Here is a 19,208-nt window from a genome sequence, read left to right on the forward strand (position 1 = left end):
TAAATCACAAACAGATGGGCAAGCTGACCCACCGCCATCGCAGGCAAGCCAGCTCCCACCTTTGATTTTCATGGATTTACAGATTGCTGTGCTGGCATCAGAAAGGAGCAACCCCAATGAAAACCGACCAACTGCGCACCCTGCAAACCCTGCGGGTGCTGCGTGAACAACGCGCCGCCAACCAACTGGCCGCCCAACAGCAACGCTGCGCGCAGACCCACGACGTGTTGACCGACGCCAAGGAGCAACTGCGCCTGCACCGTGAAGCGATTGCCGAGGAAGCCCGTCAGGTTTATGCAGCCTTGACCGAGGGCCTGTCGGTGGCCAGCTGGCAGGCGGCTCAGGAGCGTTTGCGCGGCCTGTCGGATGACCAGCAGGTGCTCGAGAACGACGTGCACCACGTGTCCACCACCCTGCAAAGCCAGGAGCGCGAGCGTGACCTGTTTCGCCAGGAACGCCTGAGCCGTCAACGCCAGTCCGAAGCCTGGCAAAGCCTGCTGCAAGGGCGTGAAAGTGATGAACGCCGTGTCGGTGAATTGCGCGAAGAAGGCTCCGGCACATGATCACCGCCCTTGCCGGCCCATTGGCACCCTGGCTGACGCAGTACGACCCGGCGCTGTTGGCGCTGCATAACCAGCTGCACCGTCGCCGTCGCGCCTGGCAGGGCCGTTGCGCCGGGCAAGCGTTGCGCGTGAGCTGGGCCGCCCAAGCGCAAGGCCTGGGCAATTCGCGCGATGTGTTTTTGCTGCTGGGTCGCGCCCCGGTGCGCCTGCGTCTGTCGTCGGCCGCGCTGGAGCAAGTACTGGTGCCACTGGCGTTGCAGTTTGATGCGCAGTTGCTGCCATCGTTGCCACGCTCGTTGCTGCTGGAACTGGCGGTGCTCGACCTGATCGAGACCCTGGAACCGGTGCTCGGCCACCCGGTGCAGTTAGTCGAGGCCACTGACGATCAGCGCGCATATGCCGTGCACCTGGCGCTCGAATTGACCTTTGGCAACCAGCCGGCCATGAGCGCGCAACTGGACTTGAGCGAAGGTGCTGCCGTGCTGGTGGCGCAGTTGCTGGCGCAATACGGCCAGATCGAACCCGACCCGCTGCCCGCCCTGCGCCAGACCCTGGCGGTGGTGGCCGGGCGGCAGTGGCTGACCCTGGGCGAATTGCGCAGCCTGCGGCCCGGCGATGTGCTGATGCTGGAGCAGGGCTCGGGCTTGTTGCTCGACCTGGACGGGCGCTTGCAGGCCCGCTGCCAATACCAGGGTGACGAATTGCGGTTGCAGGAAGAACTACAAGCACCCCCTTTGCACATGGAGAACACAATGACTGATGTTGATGCCGCTGCGGCCCTGGATGACTTGCCGCTCAAATTGGTGTGTCAGGTCGGTAGCCTGGAACTGACCCTGGCGCAATTGCGGGAACTGGGTGCGGGCAGCCTGTTGCAGCTCAACACGCCCGGCGTGGACAGCGTTGACCTGATGGTCAACGGGCGTCGCGTCGGCCAGGGCCAACTGGTAAAAATCGGCGACGGCCTGGGCGTGCGCCTGCTGAGTTTTGCTACCCCATGACCGGTTATCAGCCGAACCTGATCGAGATCATCCTGGTCGTTGCGACGATCGGGCTGATCCCGTTAGCAGTGGTCACGCTCACCGGGTTCATGAAGATTTCGGTGGTGCTGTTCCTGATCCGCAACGCCCTTGGGGTACAGCAGACGCCGCCTAACCTGGTGCTGTACGGCATCGCGCTGATTCTGTCGGTGTACGTGACCACGCCGTTGATTGGCGACATGTACCGCCAGGTCGAGGGGCGCGACCTCAATATCGAGCATGTCGAGCAACTCAAAGACCTGGGCGATGCGCTGCGCCCGCCGCTGCAGGCGCATTTGAAGCGTTTTGCGAATGAGTCCGAGCGCGGTTTTTTTGTGCAGGCCACCGAGACCATCTGGTCGCCGGAAGCCCGCGCCGACTTGCGCGACGATGACCTGGTGGTGCTGATTCCGGCGTTTGTCAGCTCAGAGCTGACCCGCGCCTTCGAGATCGGCTTTCTGCTCTACATCCCGTTCCTGGTGGTGGACTTGCTGGTGTCCAACGTGCTGATGGCGATGGGCATGTCGATGGTCTCGCCGAACCTGATTTCGATCCCGCTGAAGATCTTTTTATTCGTGTCACTGAGTGGCTGGTCGCGCTTGATGCACGGTTTGATTCTGAGTTACGGCTGAGGCACGAACCATGGGCCAGGACGTTTTCCTGTCATTGATGAAACAGGCACTGATGACCGTGCTGATGCTCTCCGCGCCGGCGCTGGGCGTGGCGATTATCGTGGGCTTGAGCGTGGGGCTGTTCCAGGCGCTGACGCAGATTCAGGACCAGACCTTGCCGCAGGTGGTGAAGCTGGTGGCGGTGCTGTTGACCATCGTGTTTCTCGGCCCGGTACTCGCAGGCCAAGTCGCGGAGCTGGGCAGCCAGGTGCTGGATAACTTCCCGCTGTGGACGCGCTGACCGCCCATGGATGCCAGCCTTACCGCGCAGTTTCTGGAGGTCGCCTACCCGGTGATCAGCGCCGCCTCGCTTGCCGCCTGCCGCGCCATGGGGGTGGTGGTGATCACCCCGGCGTTCAACCGCCTGGGCCTGACCGGCATGATTCGCGGCTGTGTGGCGGTGGCCATTTCGATCCCGATGTTTTTTCCGGTGTTCGACGCGCTGACCCGAATGCCCGAGCACGGCAGCGTGTTTATCGCCGGGCTGCTGATCAAGGAGTTCCTGATCGGCATCCTCATCGGCCTGTTGTTCGGCATTCCGTTCTGGGCCGCGGAAGTGGCGGGGGAGTTGATTGACCTGCAACGCGGCTCGACCATGGCGCAGTTGGTGGACCCGTTGTCATCCGGTGAATCCAGCGTGATGGCGACCTTGCTCACGGTGATGTTGATCACGCTGTTCTTCATGTCCGGCGGCTTTATCCTGATGGTTGACGGCTATTACCACAGCTACCAGTTATGGCCGGTGACTTCATTCACGCCGGTGTTCGCCAGCTCCGCGTTGCTGGCGGTGCTGTCGATTCTCGACCAGATCATGCGCGTCGGCGTGCTGATGGTTTCGCCCTTGCTGATCTCGTTGCTGATCACCGACCTGATGCTTGCCTACCTGTCGCGGATGGCGCCGAACCTGCATATGTTCGACTTGTCACTGCCAGTGAAAAACCTGTTTTTCTCGATCCTGATGGTGATCTACATCGGCTTTCTGATTCCGTTGATGCTCGACCAATTGGCGGAATTTCGCGGCACTGTCGAGTTGCTCAAAACCCTGGCGGGCATGGAGTAGCCGATGGCCGATACCAGCGAAGAAAAATCCCAGCCGGCCACGGACAAGAAGCTTAAGGACGCACGCCAGAAAGGCCAGGTGGCCAAGAGCCAGGACCTGGTGTCGGGCATGGTTATCCTGTTTTGCACGCTGTGCATCTCGATCCTGGCGCCGCGTGCCAAGGCCCAGGTCACGGCGCTGATCGACCTCACCGCGCAAATCTACATTGAACCGTTCGCCACGGTGTGGCCGCGGGTGCTCGACCATGCCGAGCAACTGGTCATCGGTATTACCTTGCCGGTGATGGCGGTGACCACCGGCGTGGTGATCCTCACCAATATCATCACCATGCGCGGCTTTGTGTTCTCGGTGGACCCGATCAAGCCCGAGTTCAAACGCATCAACCCGGCCGAGGGTTTGAAGAAAATTTTTGCCCTGCGCAACCTGGTGGAGTTCATCAAGGGGCTGATCAAGGTGCATGTGCTGGCGATCGCGTTTTATGTGATCGGCAAGCATGCGTTGCAGGCGCTGATGGAGTCGTCACGCTGTGGCGCGGAGTGCATGGAGTCGACGTTTTTCCTGGTGCTCAAGCCGCTGGTGTTCACCGTGTTGTGCGCGTTCATCCTGGTCGGTGCGGTGGACGTGATCATGCAGCGCTGGCTGTTCGGTCGCGACATGAAAATGACCCGCAGCGAAACCAAGCGCGAACGCAAGGACATCGACGGCGACCCGCTGATCAAGAGCGAGCGGCGGCGCCAGCGCAATGAAATGCAGGCGTTGGCGACCAAGCTGGGGCTGGGCAGGGCGTCGATGATGATCGGCACCACCGATGGCTGGGTGATTGGCGTGCGTTATGTGCGCGGTGAGACGCCAGTGCCGGTGATCGTGTGCCGGGCCTCACCGGAGGAGGCGTTGCTGATGTTGCAGGAGGCTTACGACCTGGGTATTCCGCACGCGCCGGACAAGAACCTGGCGGCTGAGATCGCGCGCAAGACCGTGCCCGGTGATCCGGTGCCGGATGCTTCGTTCCAGGCGGTAGCGGATTGGCTGGTCGCGGCGCGGTTGATTTAATCGTCGCGCGGACTACGCTTGTCTGGCGCTTTGGTACGGAGGGAGTATCTGCTCAGCAGGAGCTGAAGGTGTATCTGTCACGGGCGATGGACGCAGGCGTCAACCAATTGGGTGGCGCTGCACTGTTCCAACTTTCCCAGGAGATTCACCATGACAGATCAACACCGTGCATTGATCCAGGAGTGGGCCGACAGCTGGTCTACCGCCGACAAAGAGCGGTTTCTCGCGATTTTTTCCGAGGCGACCGTCTATGAAGACAAGGCCGCGGGGCAAATCATGCGAGGGCGCCCGGCGCTGGGCGACTTTTTCGACCTGATCAGAAAGGCATTGCCCGATTTCGAGGTTATCCGCGACTTGATCAGCCTCGGCGAGCGCGGCGGGACGATCCAGTGGCATATGACGGGCACCCATGAGGGCGAGCTGTTCGGCTATCAGGCGACTCACCGCAAGATCAATGTCGACGGCACCTGCGTGATCAAGATTGAGGCCAACAAGATTGTCGAATGCACCGATTACTACGACATGAAAACGCTGTACCGCCAGTTGGGTTTCGACACCAACTGAATGCACCCCGCGAATGGGCCCCCATCCGATGGGGGCCTTATCCGACATGCCTCAGGGCTTGTCTACATCGTGATACTCACCGCCATACCCGTCGCCCACGCGCCAGATGATGTCGTGGTTGACGGGGCCTGTCAGATCAAAATCAAAAGCAAAGCACTGGTAGAAACAAAAGCGGATCAAAAGCACAGCAACACATTTCTATCTGAAGCACAGAGATCCAAATGTGGGAGCGGGCTTGCTCGCGAATGCGGTGGTTCAGTCAGCTCATTTGTCACTGGCACACCGCTTTCGCGAGCAAGCCCGCTCCCACAAGTTGACCGAGTTCAGCCGCCAGCACCGCACTGCTTTGCTTTTCTGTGGGAGCTGGCTTGCCTGCGATGTAGACACCTCGGTGTGTCAGGCATAACCAGTAGATGCCATCGCAGGCAAGCCAGCTCCCACATTGAATTGAGTTCAGCTTCCAGAATCAGGTCGGCTGTCAGGCCGCCTCGCTTTCGCTTTTGATCTAACCACTCAGGTCGGCTACTAGGCCGCCGTGCTCTGCTTTTGATCTTGATCTGCTTTTGACTTTGATCTTAGGCGCCCCGTTAAACCACGCTGGCCGAACGCAGGCTTGAATCCGTGGGTAACCCGGCAGGACGCCGGGTTAGCCGCGTTGGGCCATGGATGGCCCGTCACGGCGGCCCACGGATTCAAGACTGCGTGAGGGCACACCGAGCCTAGGCGAGGTGCCGAGTGGTGGGGCAAGAGCCTTTTGGTTACTTTTGGGCTCTTTTCAAAAGTGACCCGCTGTAAGAGCGGAACCCATAGCGGCCGTTACTCAAATAACGGATATCTACTCCATAAAAACCTGCTCCCAAGGCCGCCACGTCAAACAGCACATACATCCAATTCCAACCCCCCCAATGCCCCCCAAACTCCCCCCATCGCACAACCCTCCAGGGGGGGAATCAACACCATGGACCCAACACCCAAAACCAGCCCCGACGAAGTCGTCACCCTGGTCGTCAAACACCTGATCAAACCCGGCCGCGAAGCCGACTACGAAGCCTGGCTCCGGCGCATCGTGCGCATCGCCGGCGAACGCCCTGGCCACCTCGGCGTCGACGTCGTGCGCAGCAAACAAAACCGCCTGGCTCTGTTCACCTGCGTCCTGCGCTACCGCTCCACCGACGACCTCGAACGCTGGCTCGGCTCCCCCGAGCGCCAAGCCCTGATCAACGAAGCCACGCCCATGCTCGCCGACGGCGACAACACCGAAATCGGTGCCGTCAACGAATTCTGGTTCGCCCCCCTGGCCGACAGCGCCGCCAAACCACCGCGCTGGAAACAAACCGTGGTGACCTTGTTTGTCATCCTGCCGCTGACCCTGCTGATCCCGATCATCTGGGCCCCGGTGTTACGCCTGCATCCGTTCCTCTCCAACTACGTGGTCGCCACCTTCCTGGTCACCCTGACCATCGTGCTGCTGGTGGTCTACCTGCTGATGCCGGCCGCCACCCGCCTGTTCGCTCCCTGGCTTGAAGCCTCTGTAAAGGAAACCCTATGAACGCCGATCTGATTCTGTTCAATGGCCAGTTCCACACCGTGGACCGTGAAAACCCGCGCGCCACCGCCGTTGCTATTCACCAGGGCCGCTTCGTCGCGGTCGGCACCGACGCCCAAGCCATGGCGTTACGTGGCAGTGCCACGCAGGTCATCGACCTCAAGGGCCGCACCGTCATCCCCGGCCTCAACGACTCGCACCTGCACCTGATCCGTGGCGGGCTGAACTACAACCTCGAACTGCGCTGGGAAGGCGTGCCGTCCCTGGCCGATGCGCTGCGCATGCTCAAGGATCAGGCGGACCGCACGCCCACACCGCAATGGGTGCGCGTGGTCGGTGGCTGGAACGAATTCCAGTTTGCCGAAAAACGCATGCCGACCCTGGAAGAGCTGAACCAGGCCGCGCCGGACACGCCAGTGTTCGTGCTGCACCTGTACGACCGTGCCTTGCTCAACCGCGCTGCCCTGCGGGTGGCCGGCTACACCAAAGACACGCCGAACCCGCCGGGTGGCGAGATCGTGCGTGACAGCAATGGCAACCCCACCGGCATGCTGGTGGCGCGGCCCAACGCGATGATCCTCTATGCAACCCTGGCCAAGGGGCCGAAATTGCCGCTGGAATATCAGGTCAACTCGACCCGCCAGTTCATGCGTGAACTCAATCGCCTGGGCCTCACAAGTGCGATCGATGCCGGCGGCGGTTTCCAGAACTATCCCGATGACTACGCGGTGATCGAGCAACTGGCCAAGGACGAACAACTGACGGTGCGCATCGCCTACAACCTGTTCACCCAAAAGCCCAAGGAAGAACTCAGCGACTTCAAACACTGGACCGGCAGCGTCACCCTGCACCAGGGCGATGACTACCTGCGCCACAATGGCGCCGGCGAGATGCTGGTGTTTTCGGCGGCGGACTTCGAGGATTTCCTCGAACCGCGCCCCGACCTGCCGCTGAGCATGGAGCAGGAACTGGAACCGGTGGTGCGGCATTTGGTCGAGCAGCGCTGGCCGTTCCGCTTGCATGCCACTTACAACGAATCCATCTCGCGCATGCTCGACGTGTTCGAGAAGGTCAACCGCGACATTCCGTTCAATGGCCTGCCGTGGTTTTTCGACCACGCCGAAACCATCACCCCGCACAACATCGAGCGCGTGCGTGCTCTTGGTGGCGGTATCGCGATCCAGGATCGCATGGCGTTTCAGGGCGAATATTTTGTCGAGCGTTACGGCGCCAAAGCGGCCGAAGCCACGCCGCCGATCAAGCGCATGTTGGCTGAAGGCGTGCCGGTCGGGGCGGGCACCGATGCCACGCGCGTGTCGAGCTATAACCCGTGGACCTCGTTGTACTGGATGGTCAGCGGCCGCACCGTCGGCGGCCTGGAACTGCACGCCGAAGGCCTGCCGCGCCTCACCGCGTTGGAGCTGTTCACCCACGGCAGTGCCTGGTTCTCGTCGGAGCAGGGCAAGAAGGGCCAGATCAAGGTCGGCCAGTTGGCGGACGTTGCCGCGCTGTCGGCAGACTTTTTCAGTGTCGATGAAGAAGCCATCAAGTGGATTGAGTCGGTGCTGACCGTGGTCGGCGGCAAGGTGGTGTACGGCGCCGGCGACTTCGAAGATTTTGCACCGCCACGCGTGCCGGTGCTGCCGGACTGGTCACCGGTGGTCAAGGTGCCGGGGCACTGGCGCCCAAGCTCACCGTTACAAGCCCAGGTCCATCAATGCAGCGGCCCGTGTGGCGTGCATGCCCATGGCCATGAAAAAGCGCGCCTTTCCAGCGTGCCGGTCAGCGACTTCCAGGGTTTCTGGGGCGCGTTTGGCTGCTCGTGCTTTGCCTTCTAAAACTCCCCCTCTCAATCAAAAACAGGAGCTATCCCATGACTTACAAACGCTTGAACAAAGACGACGCCGTGGTGCTGCTGGTGGACCACCAGACCGGCTTGATCTCGCTGGTGCAGGATTTCTCGCCCAATGAATTCAAGAACAACGTGCTGGCGCTGGCGGATGTGGCCAAGTTCTTCAAGCTGCCGACCATCCTCACCACCAGCTTTGAAACCGGCCCCAATGGCCCACTGGTGCCGGAGCTGAAAGAACTGTTCCCGGACGCGCCGTACATCCCGCGTCCTGGCCAGATCAACGCGTGGGACAACGAAGATTTCGTCAAGGCCGTCAAGGCCACCGGCCGCAAGCAATTGATCATCGCCGGTGTGGTGACCGACGTCTGCGTGACGTTCCCGACCCTGGCCGCGCTGGCTGAAGGCTTTGAGGTGTTTGTGGTGACCGACGCGTCCGGGACGTTCAACGAGGCCGTGCAACGTGCATCGTGGGCGCGCATGAGCGCAGCGGGTGCGCACCTGGTGAACTGGTTCGCGGTGGCCTGCGAGCTGCAGATCGACTGGCGCAACGACATGGAAGGCCTGGCCAACCTGCTGTCGCCGCGCATTCCCAACTACCGCAACCTGATGAACAGCTACTCGGCGTTTACTGCCAAGTAACCCGACAGACAGCACACCACTGAACCCTGTGGGAGCCGGCAAGCCCGGCTCCCACATTTGATTTGTGGTGCCATGACTGACCGGTTATAAAACAGCAAAATGTCCACCGAGAAGCGACAATGAACCCCTTCGAAGACATGCGCCTGTTCTGCCAGGTCATGGAGTCTGGCAGTTTCACCGCCGCCGCCGAGCAACTGGGCCTGTCCAAGCAATTTGTCAGCCGCCGCCTGATTCAGCTGGAAGACCGCCTGGGCGTGCGCCTGCTCAACCGTTCCACGCGCCGCCTGGACGTCACGCCGCTGGGCCAGAGTTATTACGAATCCGCCTTGCGCCTGCTCAGTGACGTCGAGCAAGTGGAGCAGGGCATCGCCGGCCAGAACAGCGAGCCGCGCGGCACGCTGCGCCTGAGTGCGCCGCTGTCGTTTGCCATGGCTCACCTGGGCTGCCTGTTGCCGTCATTCTTGCAACGCTACCCGCACGTGTCGGTGGAAGTGGACCTCAGCGATCGGCCTGTTGACCTGATCGGTGAAGGCTACGACCTGGTGTTGCGCATCGGCACCCTTGAAGACTCGACCTTGATCGCGCGGCGTATCGCCAGCGTCGAGCGGGTGTATTGCGCCAGCCCTGAGTACCTGGCCCTGCGCGGCACACCGCTCAAGCCCGACGACCTGACCGACCACGATTGCCTGCCCTACGGCCACGGCCGCCAGGTGCAATGGCGCTTCCAGACCAAGGGCAAGCTGCAGTCGGTGAATGTCAGCGGGCGCATGCGCGTGAACAACGGCGAGTTGTTGCGCGACACGGCGATTGCCGGGTTGGGTGTTACTTACCTGCCGACGTTTATCGTGGCTGAGGCGTTGAAGGACGGGCGTTTGGTCACGCTTCTGGAAGACTTCGCCCCTGAAGCGCTGACCTTGTCAGCCGTTTACCCGCAGCACCGGCAGAGCTCCAGGCCCGTGCAGGCGCTGGTGGAATTCTTGCGTGAACGCCTGGCGGGTGGTTGCTAAATCACTCCAGCACCCGGTGAAGATCAAATGTGGGAGCTGGCTTGCCTGCGATAGCGGTGGTTCAGTTGGCATAGTTTCAACTGATAGATCGCTATCGCAGGCAAGCCAGCTCCCACATTTTGATTGTGGTTCGGCTCAGAGATCGACAAGGTTGGCCAGCGTCGAGCCCTGCACGTAACGCTCAAGATTCGCCAGAAACGTATCGGCAATCTCCTCTTGGCTGTTGGTCGAAATCGCCGAGGTATGCGGTGACAGCCTCACCCGTGGATGGCTGTACAACGGATGCCCATCCGGCAGCGGTTCCGGCTCGGTCACGTCCAGCGACGCCAGCCCGATCTGCCCGTTGTCCAACGCCTCCAACAACGCCTCCTGATCAAGCAAACCACCGCGCGCGATGTTGATCAGGTGCAACCCCGGCTTGGCGCTGCCGAGCACATCGCGGTTGACGATATGCCGCGTGCGCTCGGTCAGCGGCGCCGCCAGTACCAGATGGTCGGCGCGGGCGAACAGGTCGTGGATATCCCGCGCGGCTTCGACGCCGTCCACGTCAAAAGAGGCATGGCTTTGACGCAACGCAACCACGTTGATGCCGAGTGCCAACGCCTTTTGCGCAAGGCTTTTACCAATCGCGCCAAAGCCGAGAATACCCAGGGTCGTGCCCTTGAGCGGACGCAATGGCGTGAAATTCCACTGGGCATCCTTCACCCAGATAGCCGGCAAGTGCTTGGACGCGGCGAAGATCGCCGCCAGGGCGAACTCGGCGAGGTTGTCGGCGGCGCTGCCACGCGAGGTGGTCACCGGTGGGCCGTTGAACAACCACCGCGGGTAGAAGTCGATGCCCGACGAGACTAGATGCACCCACTGCGCGCCGTACGGCCAGCCCGGCGGCGGGGTGTCTGGCGCGGTGTAGCCGCGCACGTTGATCGGGCGCAGCAAGAGGATATTGGCCTGGGGCGGCAAGTCACTCGGCACACCAACAGGCACGCCGATCACCTGGGCTTCAGGATGAATCGAGGCGAGGCGTTCGCGGATTACCGCGTTGTAATCTTCGTCCAGCTGGCTGGCAATAATCACCTGACTCATGAGCGCTCCTTATTCATTTTGGGCCACGTTGGGCGAACACAGCTTTGCCGACGCCTTGCAGCACGGCGTCGTTTTGTGGGGTATGCACGCGGCTGCACAGCACATCGCGGTAATGGCGTTGCAGCGGGCTGTGGCGTGACAGGCCCGGGTTGCCCGAGGCTTCGATGGCCAACTCGACGGCGCGGATCGCGTTGCCGGTCACCAGGTACTTCAACTGCGCGGCATTCGCGGCCGGTGTGTGGCCTTCAGCGGCGGCATCCAGCAGGCTGCGGTTGGCAAACAGCAGCGTGTCGATATGGCCGACGGTTTCCTGAAAACGCGGCAAGGTCGACAGCGCTGCGCCCAGATTGGATGGCTTGCGCTCCTCCAGCCATTGCACCAGCCAGTCCCGTGCGGCCTGGGCCACGGCGTCATACACCGAGGACAGCAACACCGACATCCACAGGAAACCATCGCCATCCAGCTCTGGCTGCGGTGCGCTCCAGGGGCTCACGCTGACGGCGTGGTCCAGCGGCACCAGCACGTTGTCGAGCACCACTTCATGGCTGCAGGTGGCGCGCATGCCCAAGTGATCCCAGGTGTCGATGATGCTCACGCCGGGGCTGTCTTTAGGCACCAGCCAGGCGCCCACCAGCGGGTCGGCGTCATCGCTGCGCGCCCACACGCTGAACCAGCTCAGGCCATGGCTGCCGGTGGAGTAAATCTTGCGCCCACTGATGCGCCAGCCCTCGGCGGTGCGCACGGCGGTGGTCGCCGGCAGGCCGCCACGCGCCGGGGTGCCCAGGTCGGGTTCGACACGCAAGGCATTGATCAGCGCGCCGTTGCGCACCGCGTCTTCGGCGACTTGCACGCGCAAGTGCTGGGGCCAGGTTTTGCTGTCTTGCAAGCGCGTGTGTTGCAGGTACTGCATCACCAGGATCAGCGCGGTGGAGGGCTCGCCCTTGGCAATCGCGCTGATCGCCTTGCGCGCCTGGGGCAAGCTGGCACCGCCGCCGCCCAAGGCCTTGGGCACGGTGAGGGCGACCAGGCCGTGGTCATGCAACAGCGTGAAGTTATCGTGGGGGAAGGCGCCGCTGGCGTCGTACAGGTGCGCAGTGCTCGCCAGCTCGGCGCTGAGGCGTTCGAGCAAGGCTTCGAAGTTGGCGACTTCCACGGAGCGTAAGGACGGTTGGGACGTCATGAGCATGTACTCGGTCAAAAATGTGGTCTTAGATAGCGATACGCACAGGCTGTTGGCCCAACACGCGCTCCACCACCTGCAACGCCGCCGGCGCCCAGGTGGCCACACGTTCGGCATGCAGCTCAGCTAACTGACGGTTGAGGGACTCGCTCATGCCAGCGCCTCCTGTTGTTCTTCGACCTCGGTGGCGACGCTGTAACGGTTGACCGGCACGTCCAGCCCGAGGTTGTCGCGCAGGGTGTGGCCGGTGTATTCGGTACGGAACAAGCCGCGCTGTTGCAGCACCGGCACCACCAGCTCGGTGAAGTACTGCAAGCCATCCGGCAGCACCGAGTTGATGATGAAACCATCGCTGGCGCCGGTTTCGAACCAGGTCTGGATCGCATCGGCGACTTGCTCCGGGGTACCGACAAAATCGCGTTTGGGCCGCGAGAAACGCAGGGCCACTTCGCGCAGGGTCAGGCCTTCGTCCTTGGCCAGTTGCTTGATGCGCTCGGACCCACCTTTCTGGCTGTTGGCGCCCAGGTCGCCGAGTTCCGGGAAGGGTTCGTCCAGCGGGTATTGGCTGAAGTCGTGGTCGTTGAACGGGCGGCCGAGGGCGACAATCGCATCTTCCACGGTGACCAGGTCCACGGCCTGCTGATAGCGGCTTTCCACCTCGGCGGCGTCACGCCCGACAATCGGGCGGATACCCGGCAGGATCGACAGGCTACTGGCGTCACGCCCGAAGCCTTTGGCGCGGCGCTTCAAATCGGCGCTGTAGGCTTTGCCTTCTTCAATGTTCTCGACGTGCACGAAAATCGCATCGGCGTTTTGCGCCGCAAAGTTGCGCCCATCCTCCGAGGTGCCGGCCTGGAAAATCGCCGGCTGGCCCTGGCGCGAACGCGCGATGTTGAGCGGGCCTTTGACCGAGAAAAACTCGCCTGTGTGGTTCAGCGCATGCAGCTTTTGCGGGGTAAAAAACTCGCCGCTTTGCTTGTTGTAGGCAAAGGCGTCGTCTTCCCAGGAATCCCACAGGCCCTTGACCACGTTCAAGTGTTCCTTGGCGATGCGATAGCGCACGGCATGCGGTGGGTGCTCGGCCTTGCCGAAGTTGTCGGCGGTGCCGCTGAGCCATGAGGTGACCACGTTCCAACCGGCGCGGCCGCCGCTGATGTGGTCCAGGGACGCAAACTGACGTGCCACCTGATAAGGCTCGGTGTAGCTGACCGTCACCGTGGCTACCAGGCCGATGTTCGTGGTCAGCGCGGCGAGGGCCGAGAGAATCGTCAATGGCTCGAAGCGATTGAGGTAATGCGGGCTGGATTTGGCGTGGATATGCAGGCTGTCGGCGATGAACACGAAATCGAATTTGGCGCCTTCGGCCAACTCGGTCTGCTGCTGGTAGAAAGCAAAATTCGTGCTGGCATTCGGTTGCGCCTGCGGGTGACGCCATTCGCCCCAGCCGTGACCGACGCCGTGCACCATGGCGCCCAGCTTCAAATGGCGTGGTTGCAATTGATCTGGCTTGCTCATGTGTCGCTCCTTGCTTAGCGCGATGCTTGGGGAGTGGGAAAACGCTCGGCGTTAAAGCTCTTGTCGAAACCCTGCGACACGTCGATGTGCTTGGGCAGCAGGCCTTCCTTCTGATAGGTGTCGGCCGTGGCTTGCAGGCCGCTGATCACGCTGTCGTCGATTACCACCGGGCTTAGATGAGTGTCTTTGGCCACCTCGACGTGCACCGCCAACGGCAGGCCGGTGATTTTCGATTGGGCGGCAGCGTATTCATTGGGGTGCGCATTGGCCCACGCATAAGCGCGATCGACGCGGGCGACGAAGTCGTCCAGTTGCGCGCGTTTTTCGCTGATGGCCTGGTTGGTAGCCGCAAAATACAGGTGGTTGCTCAGCAGCTGGTTGCCGCTGACCAGCACCCTGGCCTGGCTTTGTGAGGTGACCACCGTGGTGTACGGGTCCCACGTGGCCCAGGCGTCGACGGTGCCGTTATCGAGCACCAGCCGCGATTCGGCGGGCAGCAGGAAAATGAATTGCACATCCTTGGTGGTCAGCCCGGCGCTGGCCAGGGCCTTGATCGCCAGGTAGTGGCCGATGGAACCGCGCCCGGTGACGATTTTCTTGCCCTTGAGGTCGGCCACCGTCTTGATCGGTGAATCCTTGGGCACCACCAGGGCGGTGGTGTTGCGCCCTTCGGCGTGGATGATGCTGACCACTTTGAGCGAGGCGCCGGCACCCAGAGCAAACACATACGGCGCGTCACCGAGCGCACCGACATCCACGGCGCCGGCATTCAGGGCTTCGCCCAACGGCGAGGCGGAGGGGAATTCCGACCATTGGAGGGTGTAGGGGACGTTTTGGGTTTCGCCCGAGGCTTCCAGCAGGGCCTTGATGGTGGATTTCTGATTGGCCACGCGCAGCGGTTGCAGGTCGGCGGCCTGGGCGGTGGTGAGCAGGCCAAAGGCGAGGGCGGTGCCCAGCAGCAGGCGTTTGAACGCAGGGGTAAAGGTCATGAGCGGTAGATTCCAGACAGTTCGAAAAGGTGTGGGTTACCTCCGCCTGGAAAGGGGTCGGTGCGGCCTGCTCCGGTCCGGGGCAGGCGTGAAGGTGGCTCAGATCACATAGAAACCATGGGTGCCGTCGCGGGCCAGCTGGTCGACCAGGCCGAACTCCCAATCCAGGTACGCCTGCATGGCTTCCTTGGGGCTGTCGGTGCCTTCGTACGGTCGGCGGTAGCGGTCGATACGCGGTGAGGCCAGGTGGGTTTCACCGGTTTCCAGCGGCAGTTGCTCGGCGATCCAGTGGGTGGTGCCGCCTTGCAGCAGGAACACCGGCTTGCCGGTCAGCGCCTCGACTTCGGCCACGGCCAGGCGCGCCAGCTGGCTGGTGCCGCAGGTCAGCACATAACGTTCGGCAGGCGGCACCTTGGTCAGCGCTTCGGGCAATTGCGCACGCAAGACCCAGTGAGCACCGGGGATATGGCGCTTGACGTAATTGACGCTCGGGGTGAAATCCAGCACCGCCGTGTCGCCGTGGGCGAGCCACTGCGCCAGGGTGTGCGGGCTGATCAACTCGGCTTGCTGCGGCGCCGGTACGGGGGCTACCCAGGCACCGGTTTCGCTGAAGTGCGCCGTTTGCAGGTCGTCGAGCACATGCACTTCCCAGCCCAGTTGCGCGAGCCAGGAGGCGGACATATTGGCGCGCACGCCGTCGTCATCCGCCAGCACCAGGCGCGCACCGCGCACGCTGGCGACGTGATCGGTTTCCTGCACCAGCTGGCCGCCGGGTGTGGAACGGGCGCCGGGCAGGTGGCCGGCTTCGAATTCTTCCGGGGTGCGCACATCGAACAGGTACGTGGTGCGGTGCGGTTCCTGCTGCCAGCGTTGCAGGTCAGCCAGGGTGGCGCGGCCGACGCGAGCTTTATCGGCCACGCGGCGCGCATCCCGGGCGGCGATCTGGCGGTGTTCTTCGCGGGTTGGCGCAAAGCGCCGCGACTGGCCGTGGGCGAGTTTCTGCCCGGCCAGCGTCCAGCCGATGGTGCCGTTACGCAGCGCCGACACCGGGTTGGCGATGCCAGCATTGATCAACGATTGAGTGCCAATAATGCTGCGCGTGCGCCCGGCGCAGTTGACGATGATGCGTGTGGACGGGTCCGGCGCCAGTTCACGGGCGCGCAGCACCAGCTCGGCACCGGGCACGCTGATGCCGGTGGGGATGCTCATGGTCTGGTATTCGTCGAAGCGGCGCGCGTCGAGCACCACCACGTCGGCTTGGTTGTCGAGCAGGGCCTGGACTTCTTCGGCGGCCAGGGACGGCGTATGGCGCTCGCTCTCGACCAGCTCGCCAAACGCTTTGCTGGGCACGTTGACGTCAATAAATAGCTCACCACCGGCCTTGCGCCAACCGTCCAACCCACCTTCAAGCAGGCCGACCTGGGTGTAGCCCAGCGCAACCAGGCGCTCGGCTGCACGCTGCGCGAGCCCTTCACCGTTGTCGTAGACGGTGACCTGGGTATCGTGGCGTGGAATGCGCGCGTACACCTCAAGCTCCAGTTTGGACAGCGGGATATTTGCAGCGAACAGCGGGTGCGACTCGGCAAACGGCGCTTCTTCGCGCACATCGACCAGGGCGACTTCTTCACGGTCCAACAGGGCCTGACGGATCTGGGCGAAGCTGCGGTTCGATACGGTGGTCATAGGGCAGGGCTCTTTTCTTTGGACACATCCCAGATGTTCGGGAGGTAGGCGTTGGAATAACCGGAGATAAACAGTTTCTCGCTGCCGTCGGGCTGATATACCGCGCGGCGTACGGCACCGATATTGGCGCCGTACACATGAATGCTGATCGACACCTGGTCGCTGTGGGCATTGCTGACCTGATGGATATCGCCGACCTTGGGCGACACGGCCTCAACCTGGCCCGGCACCAGCTGAATCGGTTTGCCCTCGGCAACGAGGCGGCCGTCGGGTGCGCGTTCAAAGCCCTGGGAAAATTCCGAGCCGCGCAGCATGCCGATCAAGCCCCACACCCGATGGTCATGAATCGGCGTACTTTGCCCCGGCCCCCACACAAAGCTGACGATGCAAAAGCGCTGGCGCGAATCGGCATGCAGCAGAAATTGCTGGTAACGCGCGGGGTCGGGTTGGGCGTATTCGTCGGGCAGCCAGTCATCGTGGCTGACCAGTTGCGCCAAGAGCTTGCCGCCGCGGTGCAACAAGTCGCCTTCGCGTGGATTGCCGTCGATCAATTCAGCCAGGGCGCCTATAAAGGCTCTGAGTCTCTCGGGGTGTCGGGCCTGGGTCATGGCACTTCCATCGCTGCTTTAACGGGGAGGGTGTGATGGGTTTATATAAGCATAATGTTTATAGTTAATATGCTATTTTTTAATGATTAGCTTATAGCTTTAGGTAATTTAGAACCGCTCTGACTAGCGTTAGACGTTATCGATCACAGCGCGGGCTATCCATGCAGCGTTCCTGCAACTATGCTTCGCACACATCTTAATGACTGTTCTCTATGTGCGGCCCAAATGAAAATTGACGATATCGATGCCTTTGTCGAAGTGATTCGTTGCCAGTCCATCAGCCATGCCGCCGAGTCGTTGCAACTGACCCAGCCGGCCATTACCCGCCGTGTGCAGAACTTCGAGCAGGCGCTGGGCGTGGAGCTGTTCGACCGCAACACCAAGCCCCTCAAGCCTACGCTGATCGGTACGCGCGTTTATGAACAATGCCGGCTGATTCTGCGTGAAATGGATGCCCTGCGCGAACTGGTGGCCACCGACGCGCCGCCCACTGGCGTATTGCGCCTGGGCGTGCCGCAGACCATTGGCGACGTGGTGCTGCTCGATGCGCTCAAGCACCTGCGCACCGAATACGCCGACCTGCGCACCCAGGTCGCCACGGGTTGGGGCAGCCAACTGGTCGGCAAGATCGAGCGCGGTGAACTGGACGCGGCGGTGGCGCTGTTTCCGGCGGGCAAGATTTTCCCGGACAACATCGTCGGTGAGTCCATCGGCAAGATGGAGTTGGTGGTGGTGTGTGCCAAGGCGCAGTTGCCGAAGAAGCCGTGCAAGTTGGCCGATGTGTACCAGAACGGCTGGATTCTGAACCCGGATGGCTGCGGTTTCCGCGCCGGCTTGCAGCGCACCTTGTCCGATCAGGGGTTGGCATTGCGGGTGAACCTGGAAACCTTCGGCACCGAGTTGCAATTGGGGCTGGTGGCAGACGGTTTGGGCCTGGGGCTGGTGCCACGGCCTTTGCTGGAGCGCAGCGCTCACCGTGAGCAACTGGCGGTCATGCCGCTCAAGGATTTCAAGCCAGTGATGGATTTGTGGCTGATCTATCCGCATTTTCTCGGCAACCTGCAGGGGCCGGTGGATGCATTCGGCAAGCGGGTCGCGGACTCGCTGCACAAGTTCCGCAACGCCGCCTGAGCGGGGAATGCGGTTTTTTATAAAAAAAAATAATAATTAGCTTAGATTAAAATGTGCTTTTTATTATTTTTCGGCATCCCCTAGGCTGCCTGGAAGTCCTTAAGGCCATCCAGGAAGTTTTGCCATGAGCAGCGTCACCTCTCTATCCAGCGTTTCCAGCAACGTCCGCCAGCGCGTATCGCCTGAAGAGTGGGAGGTGCGCGTCAAACTGGCTGCGGCCTATCGGCTGGCGGCGTTGTACAAGTGGACCGATCACATCTACACGCACTTCTCGGCCCGCGTGCCGGGTCCGGATGAGCATTTCCTGATCAATGCCTTTGGCTTGTTGTTCGATGAGATCAGCGCGTCCAACCTGGTCAAGGTTGACCTTGATGGCACGATTGTCGACGACCCTACGGGCCTGGGCATCAATTACGCAGGCTATGTGATTCACAGCGCCATTCACGGCGCGCGGCATGACCTGCAAGCGGTGCTGCACACGCATACCCGTGACGGTATTGCGGTGTCGGCGCAGAAGGACGGGCTGTTGCCGATTTCCCAGCATTCCATCGCGTTCTCCGGGCGTATCGCGTACCACGGCTATGAAGGCGTGGCGCTGGACCTGGACGAGCGTGAGCGGTTGGTGGCGGACCTTGGGGACAAGAGTGTGATGATTTTGCGTAACCATGGGTTGTTGACGGCGGGGGTGAGCGTTGAGCATGCGTTTCAGCAACTGCAGGGGCTGGAGCGTGCGTGCAATATTCAGGTGGCGGCGCAGGCGGGCGGCAATGCGCAGTTGATCTTCCCGCCGGCGGAGGTGGTGGCCAAGGTTGAAGAGCAGGCCAAGGTGTTCAGCAATGGGGCCGGGCCGGGTGTGGCGCGGCATTGGAATGCGTTGGTTCGGCAGTTGGAGCGTACGGATACCGAGTATAAAAACTGACGTTGGCGGCGGTGTGGGGGGGTGTTCGGGTAGATTGGGGGCATATCCGTTGCTGCGGTAACGGCGGCTGGCGGTTCCGCTCTTACAGCGGGTCACTTTTGGCAAACGCCCCAAAAGTAACCAAAAGGTCTG

At 61.9% G+C, this 19,208-nt stretch carries 20 protein-coding genes; 13 read left to right on the plus strand and 7 right to left on the minus strand.

Annotation, left to right across the window (positions count from 1 at the left end; translation table 11 throughout):
• Positions 1-116 precede the first annotated feature (116 nt).
• From NTD89_RS11390 to NTD89_RS11440, 11 genes are all read left to right on the plus strand, one after another.
• Positions 117-563: a hypothetical protein gene (locus tag NTD89_RS11390; RefSeq protein WP_262207675.1), complete on the plus strand. Its 447-nt coding sequence runs from the start codon at positions 117-119 to the stop codon at positions 561-563.
• Positions 560-1,561 (plus strand): type III secretion system cytoplasmic ring protein SctQ, encoded by a 1,002-nt coding sequence (gene sctQ / locus NTD89_RS11395; RefSeq protein WP_262207677.1) that lies wholly within the window; start codon positions 560-562, stop codon positions 1,559-1,561. The genes NTD89_RS11390 and sctQ overlap by 4 nt, the downstream gene beginning before the upstream one ends.
• Positions 1,558-2,211, plus strand: a complete 654-nt coding sequence (gene sctR, locus NTD89_RS11400; RefSeq protein ID WP_017137580.1) for a type III secretion system export apparatus subunit SctR — start codon at positions 1,558-1,560, stop codon at positions 2,209-2,211. The genes sctQ and sctR overlap by 4 nt, the downstream gene beginning before the upstream one ends.
• A gap of 10 nt (positions 2,212-2,221) precedes the next feature.
• Positions 2,222-2,491: a type III secretion system export apparatus subunit SctS gene (gene sctS / locus NTD89_RS11405; RefSeq protein ID WP_003208314.1), complete on the plus strand. Its 270-nt coding sequence runs from the start codon at positions 2,222-2,224 to the stop codon at positions 2,489-2,491.
• Positions 2,492-2,497: 6 nt separating this feature from the next.
• Positions 2,498-3,310, plus strand: a complete 813-nt coding sequence (gene sctT / locus NTD89_RS11410; protein ID WP_106578746.1) for a type III secretion system export apparatus subunit SctT — start codon at positions 2,498-2,500, stop codon at positions 3,308-3,310.
• A 3-nt stretch (positions 3,311-3,313) separates the two neighbouring features.
• Positions 3,314-4,360, plus strand: coding sequence for an EscU/YscU/HrcU family type III secretion system export apparatus switch protein (locus NTD89_RS11415; RefSeq protein WP_262207680.1), 1,047 nt, complete (start codon positions 3,314-3,316; stop codon positions 4,358-4,360).
• Between the two features lie 150 nt (positions 4,361-4,510).
• A complete protein-coding gene (locus tag NTD89_RS11420) occupies positions 4,511-4,924 on the plus strand; it encodes an ester cyclase (protein WP_262207681.1) in 414 nt (137 codons plus the stop codon).
• 958 nt (positions 4,925-5,882) lie between these two features.
• Positions 5,883-6,473 carry an antibiotic biosynthesis monooxygenase gene (locus tag NTD89_RS11425; protein ID WP_262207683.1) on the plus strand — a complete coding sequence of 197 codons (591 nt, stop codon included), beginning with the start codon at positions 5,883-5,885 and terminating at the stop codon, positions 6,471-6,473.
• Positions 6,470-8,308 (plus strand): amidohydrolase, encoded by a 1,839-nt coding sequence (locus NTD89_RS11430; RefSeq protein ID WP_262207685.1) that lies wholly within the window; start codon positions 6,470-6,472, stop codon positions 8,306-8,308. The genes NTD89_RS11425 and NTD89_RS11430 overlap by 4 nt, the downstream gene beginning before the upstream one ends.
• Before the next feature lie 35 nt (positions 8,309-8,343).
• Positions 8,344-8,961: an isochorismate family cysteine hydrolase YcaC gene (gene ycaC / locus NTD89_RS11435; protein ID WP_145166221.1), complete on the plus strand. Its 618-nt coding sequence runs from the start codon at positions 8,344-8,346 to the stop codon at positions 8,959-8,961.
• A gap of 119 nt (positions 8,962-9,080) precedes the next feature.
• A complete protein-coding gene (locus NTD89_RS11440) occupies positions 9,081-9,968 on the plus strand; it encodes a LysR family transcriptional regulator (protein WP_262207687.1) in 888 nt (295 codons plus the stop codon).
• A gap of 135 nt (positions 9,969-10,103) precedes the next feature.
• On the opposite strand, the gene NTD89_RS11445 is transcribed toward NTD89_RS11440, so the two are convergent.
• The 7 genes from NTD89_RS11445 to NTD89_RS11475 form a co-directional block, all read right to left on the minus strand.
• Positions 10,104-11,051 (minus strand): D-isomer specific 2-hydroxyacid dehydrogenase family protein, encoded by a 948-nt coding sequence (locus tag NTD89_RS11445; protein WP_262207689.1) that lies wholly within the window; start codon positions 11,049-11,051, stop codon positions 10,104-10,106.
• Between the two features lie 13 nt (positions 11,052-11,064).
• Positions 11,065-12,237: an acyl-CoA dehydrogenase family protein gene (locus NTD89_RS11450; RefSeq protein ID WP_262207691.1), complete on the minus strand. Its 1,173-nt coding sequence runs from the start codon at positions 12,235-12,237 to the stop codon at positions 11,065-11,067.
• A 22-nt stretch (positions 12,238-12,259) separates the two neighbouring features.
• On the minus strand, positions 12,260-12,385 hold the full coding sequence (locus NTD89_RS11455) for a hypothetical protein (RefSeq protein ID WP_256676539.1): 126 nt from the start codon (positions 12,383-12,385) through the stop codon (positions 12,260-12,262).
• Positions 12,382-13,746, minus strand: a complete 1,365-nt coding sequence (locus tag NTD89_RS11460; RefSeq protein ID WP_262207693.1) for an LLM class flavin-dependent oxidoreductase — start codon at positions 13,744-13,746, stop codon at positions 12,382-12,384. Before NTD89_RS11460 ends, NTD89_RS11455 begins: the two co-directional genes overlap by 4 nt.
• Positions 13,747-13,760: 14 nt before the next feature.
• A complete protein-coding gene (locus tag NTD89_RS11465; RefSeq protein WP_262207695.1) occupies positions 13,761-14,735 on the minus strand; it encodes an ABC transporter substrate-binding protein in 975 nt (324 codons plus the stop codon).
• Positions 14,736-14,834: 99 nt separating this feature from the next.
• A complete protein-coding gene (locus NTD89_RS11470; RefSeq protein WP_262207697.1) occupies positions 14,835-16,418 on the minus strand; it encodes a rhodanese homology domain-containing protein in 1,584 nt (527 codons plus the stop codon).
• Positions 16,415-17,026 carry a cysteine dioxygenase gene (locus tag NTD89_RS11475; protein ID WP_262207699.1) on the minus strand — a complete coding sequence of 204 codons (612 nt, stop codon included), beginning with the start codon at positions 17,024-17,026 and terminating at the stop codon, positions 16,415-16,417. Before NTD89_RS11475 ends, NTD89_RS11470 begins: the two co-directional genes overlap by 4 nt.
• Before the next feature lie 225 nt (positions 17,027-17,251).
• On the opposite strand from NTD89_RS11475, the gene NTD89_RS11480 reads away from it, so the two are divergent.
• Positions 17,252-18,157, plus strand: a complete 906-nt coding sequence (locus NTD89_RS11480) for a LysR family transcriptional regulator (RefSeq protein ID WP_262207701.1) — start codon at positions 17,252-17,254, stop codon at positions 18,155-18,157.
• A 124-nt stretch (positions 18,158-18,281) separates the two neighbouring features.
• Positions 18,282-19,076 carry a class II aldolase/adducin family protein gene (locus NTD89_RS11485; protein WP_106580745.1) on the plus strand — a complete coding sequence of 265 codons (795 nt, stop codon included), beginning with the start codon at positions 18,282-18,284 and terminating at the stop codon, positions 19,074-19,076.
• Positions 19,077-19,208 lie beyond the last annotated feature (132 nt).

This window comes from Pseudomonas sp. 14P_5.3_Bac1, from assembly GCF_025466135.1.
GTDB lineage: Bacteria > Pseudomonadota > Gammaproteobacteria > Pseudomonadales > Pseudomonadaceae > Aquipseudomonas.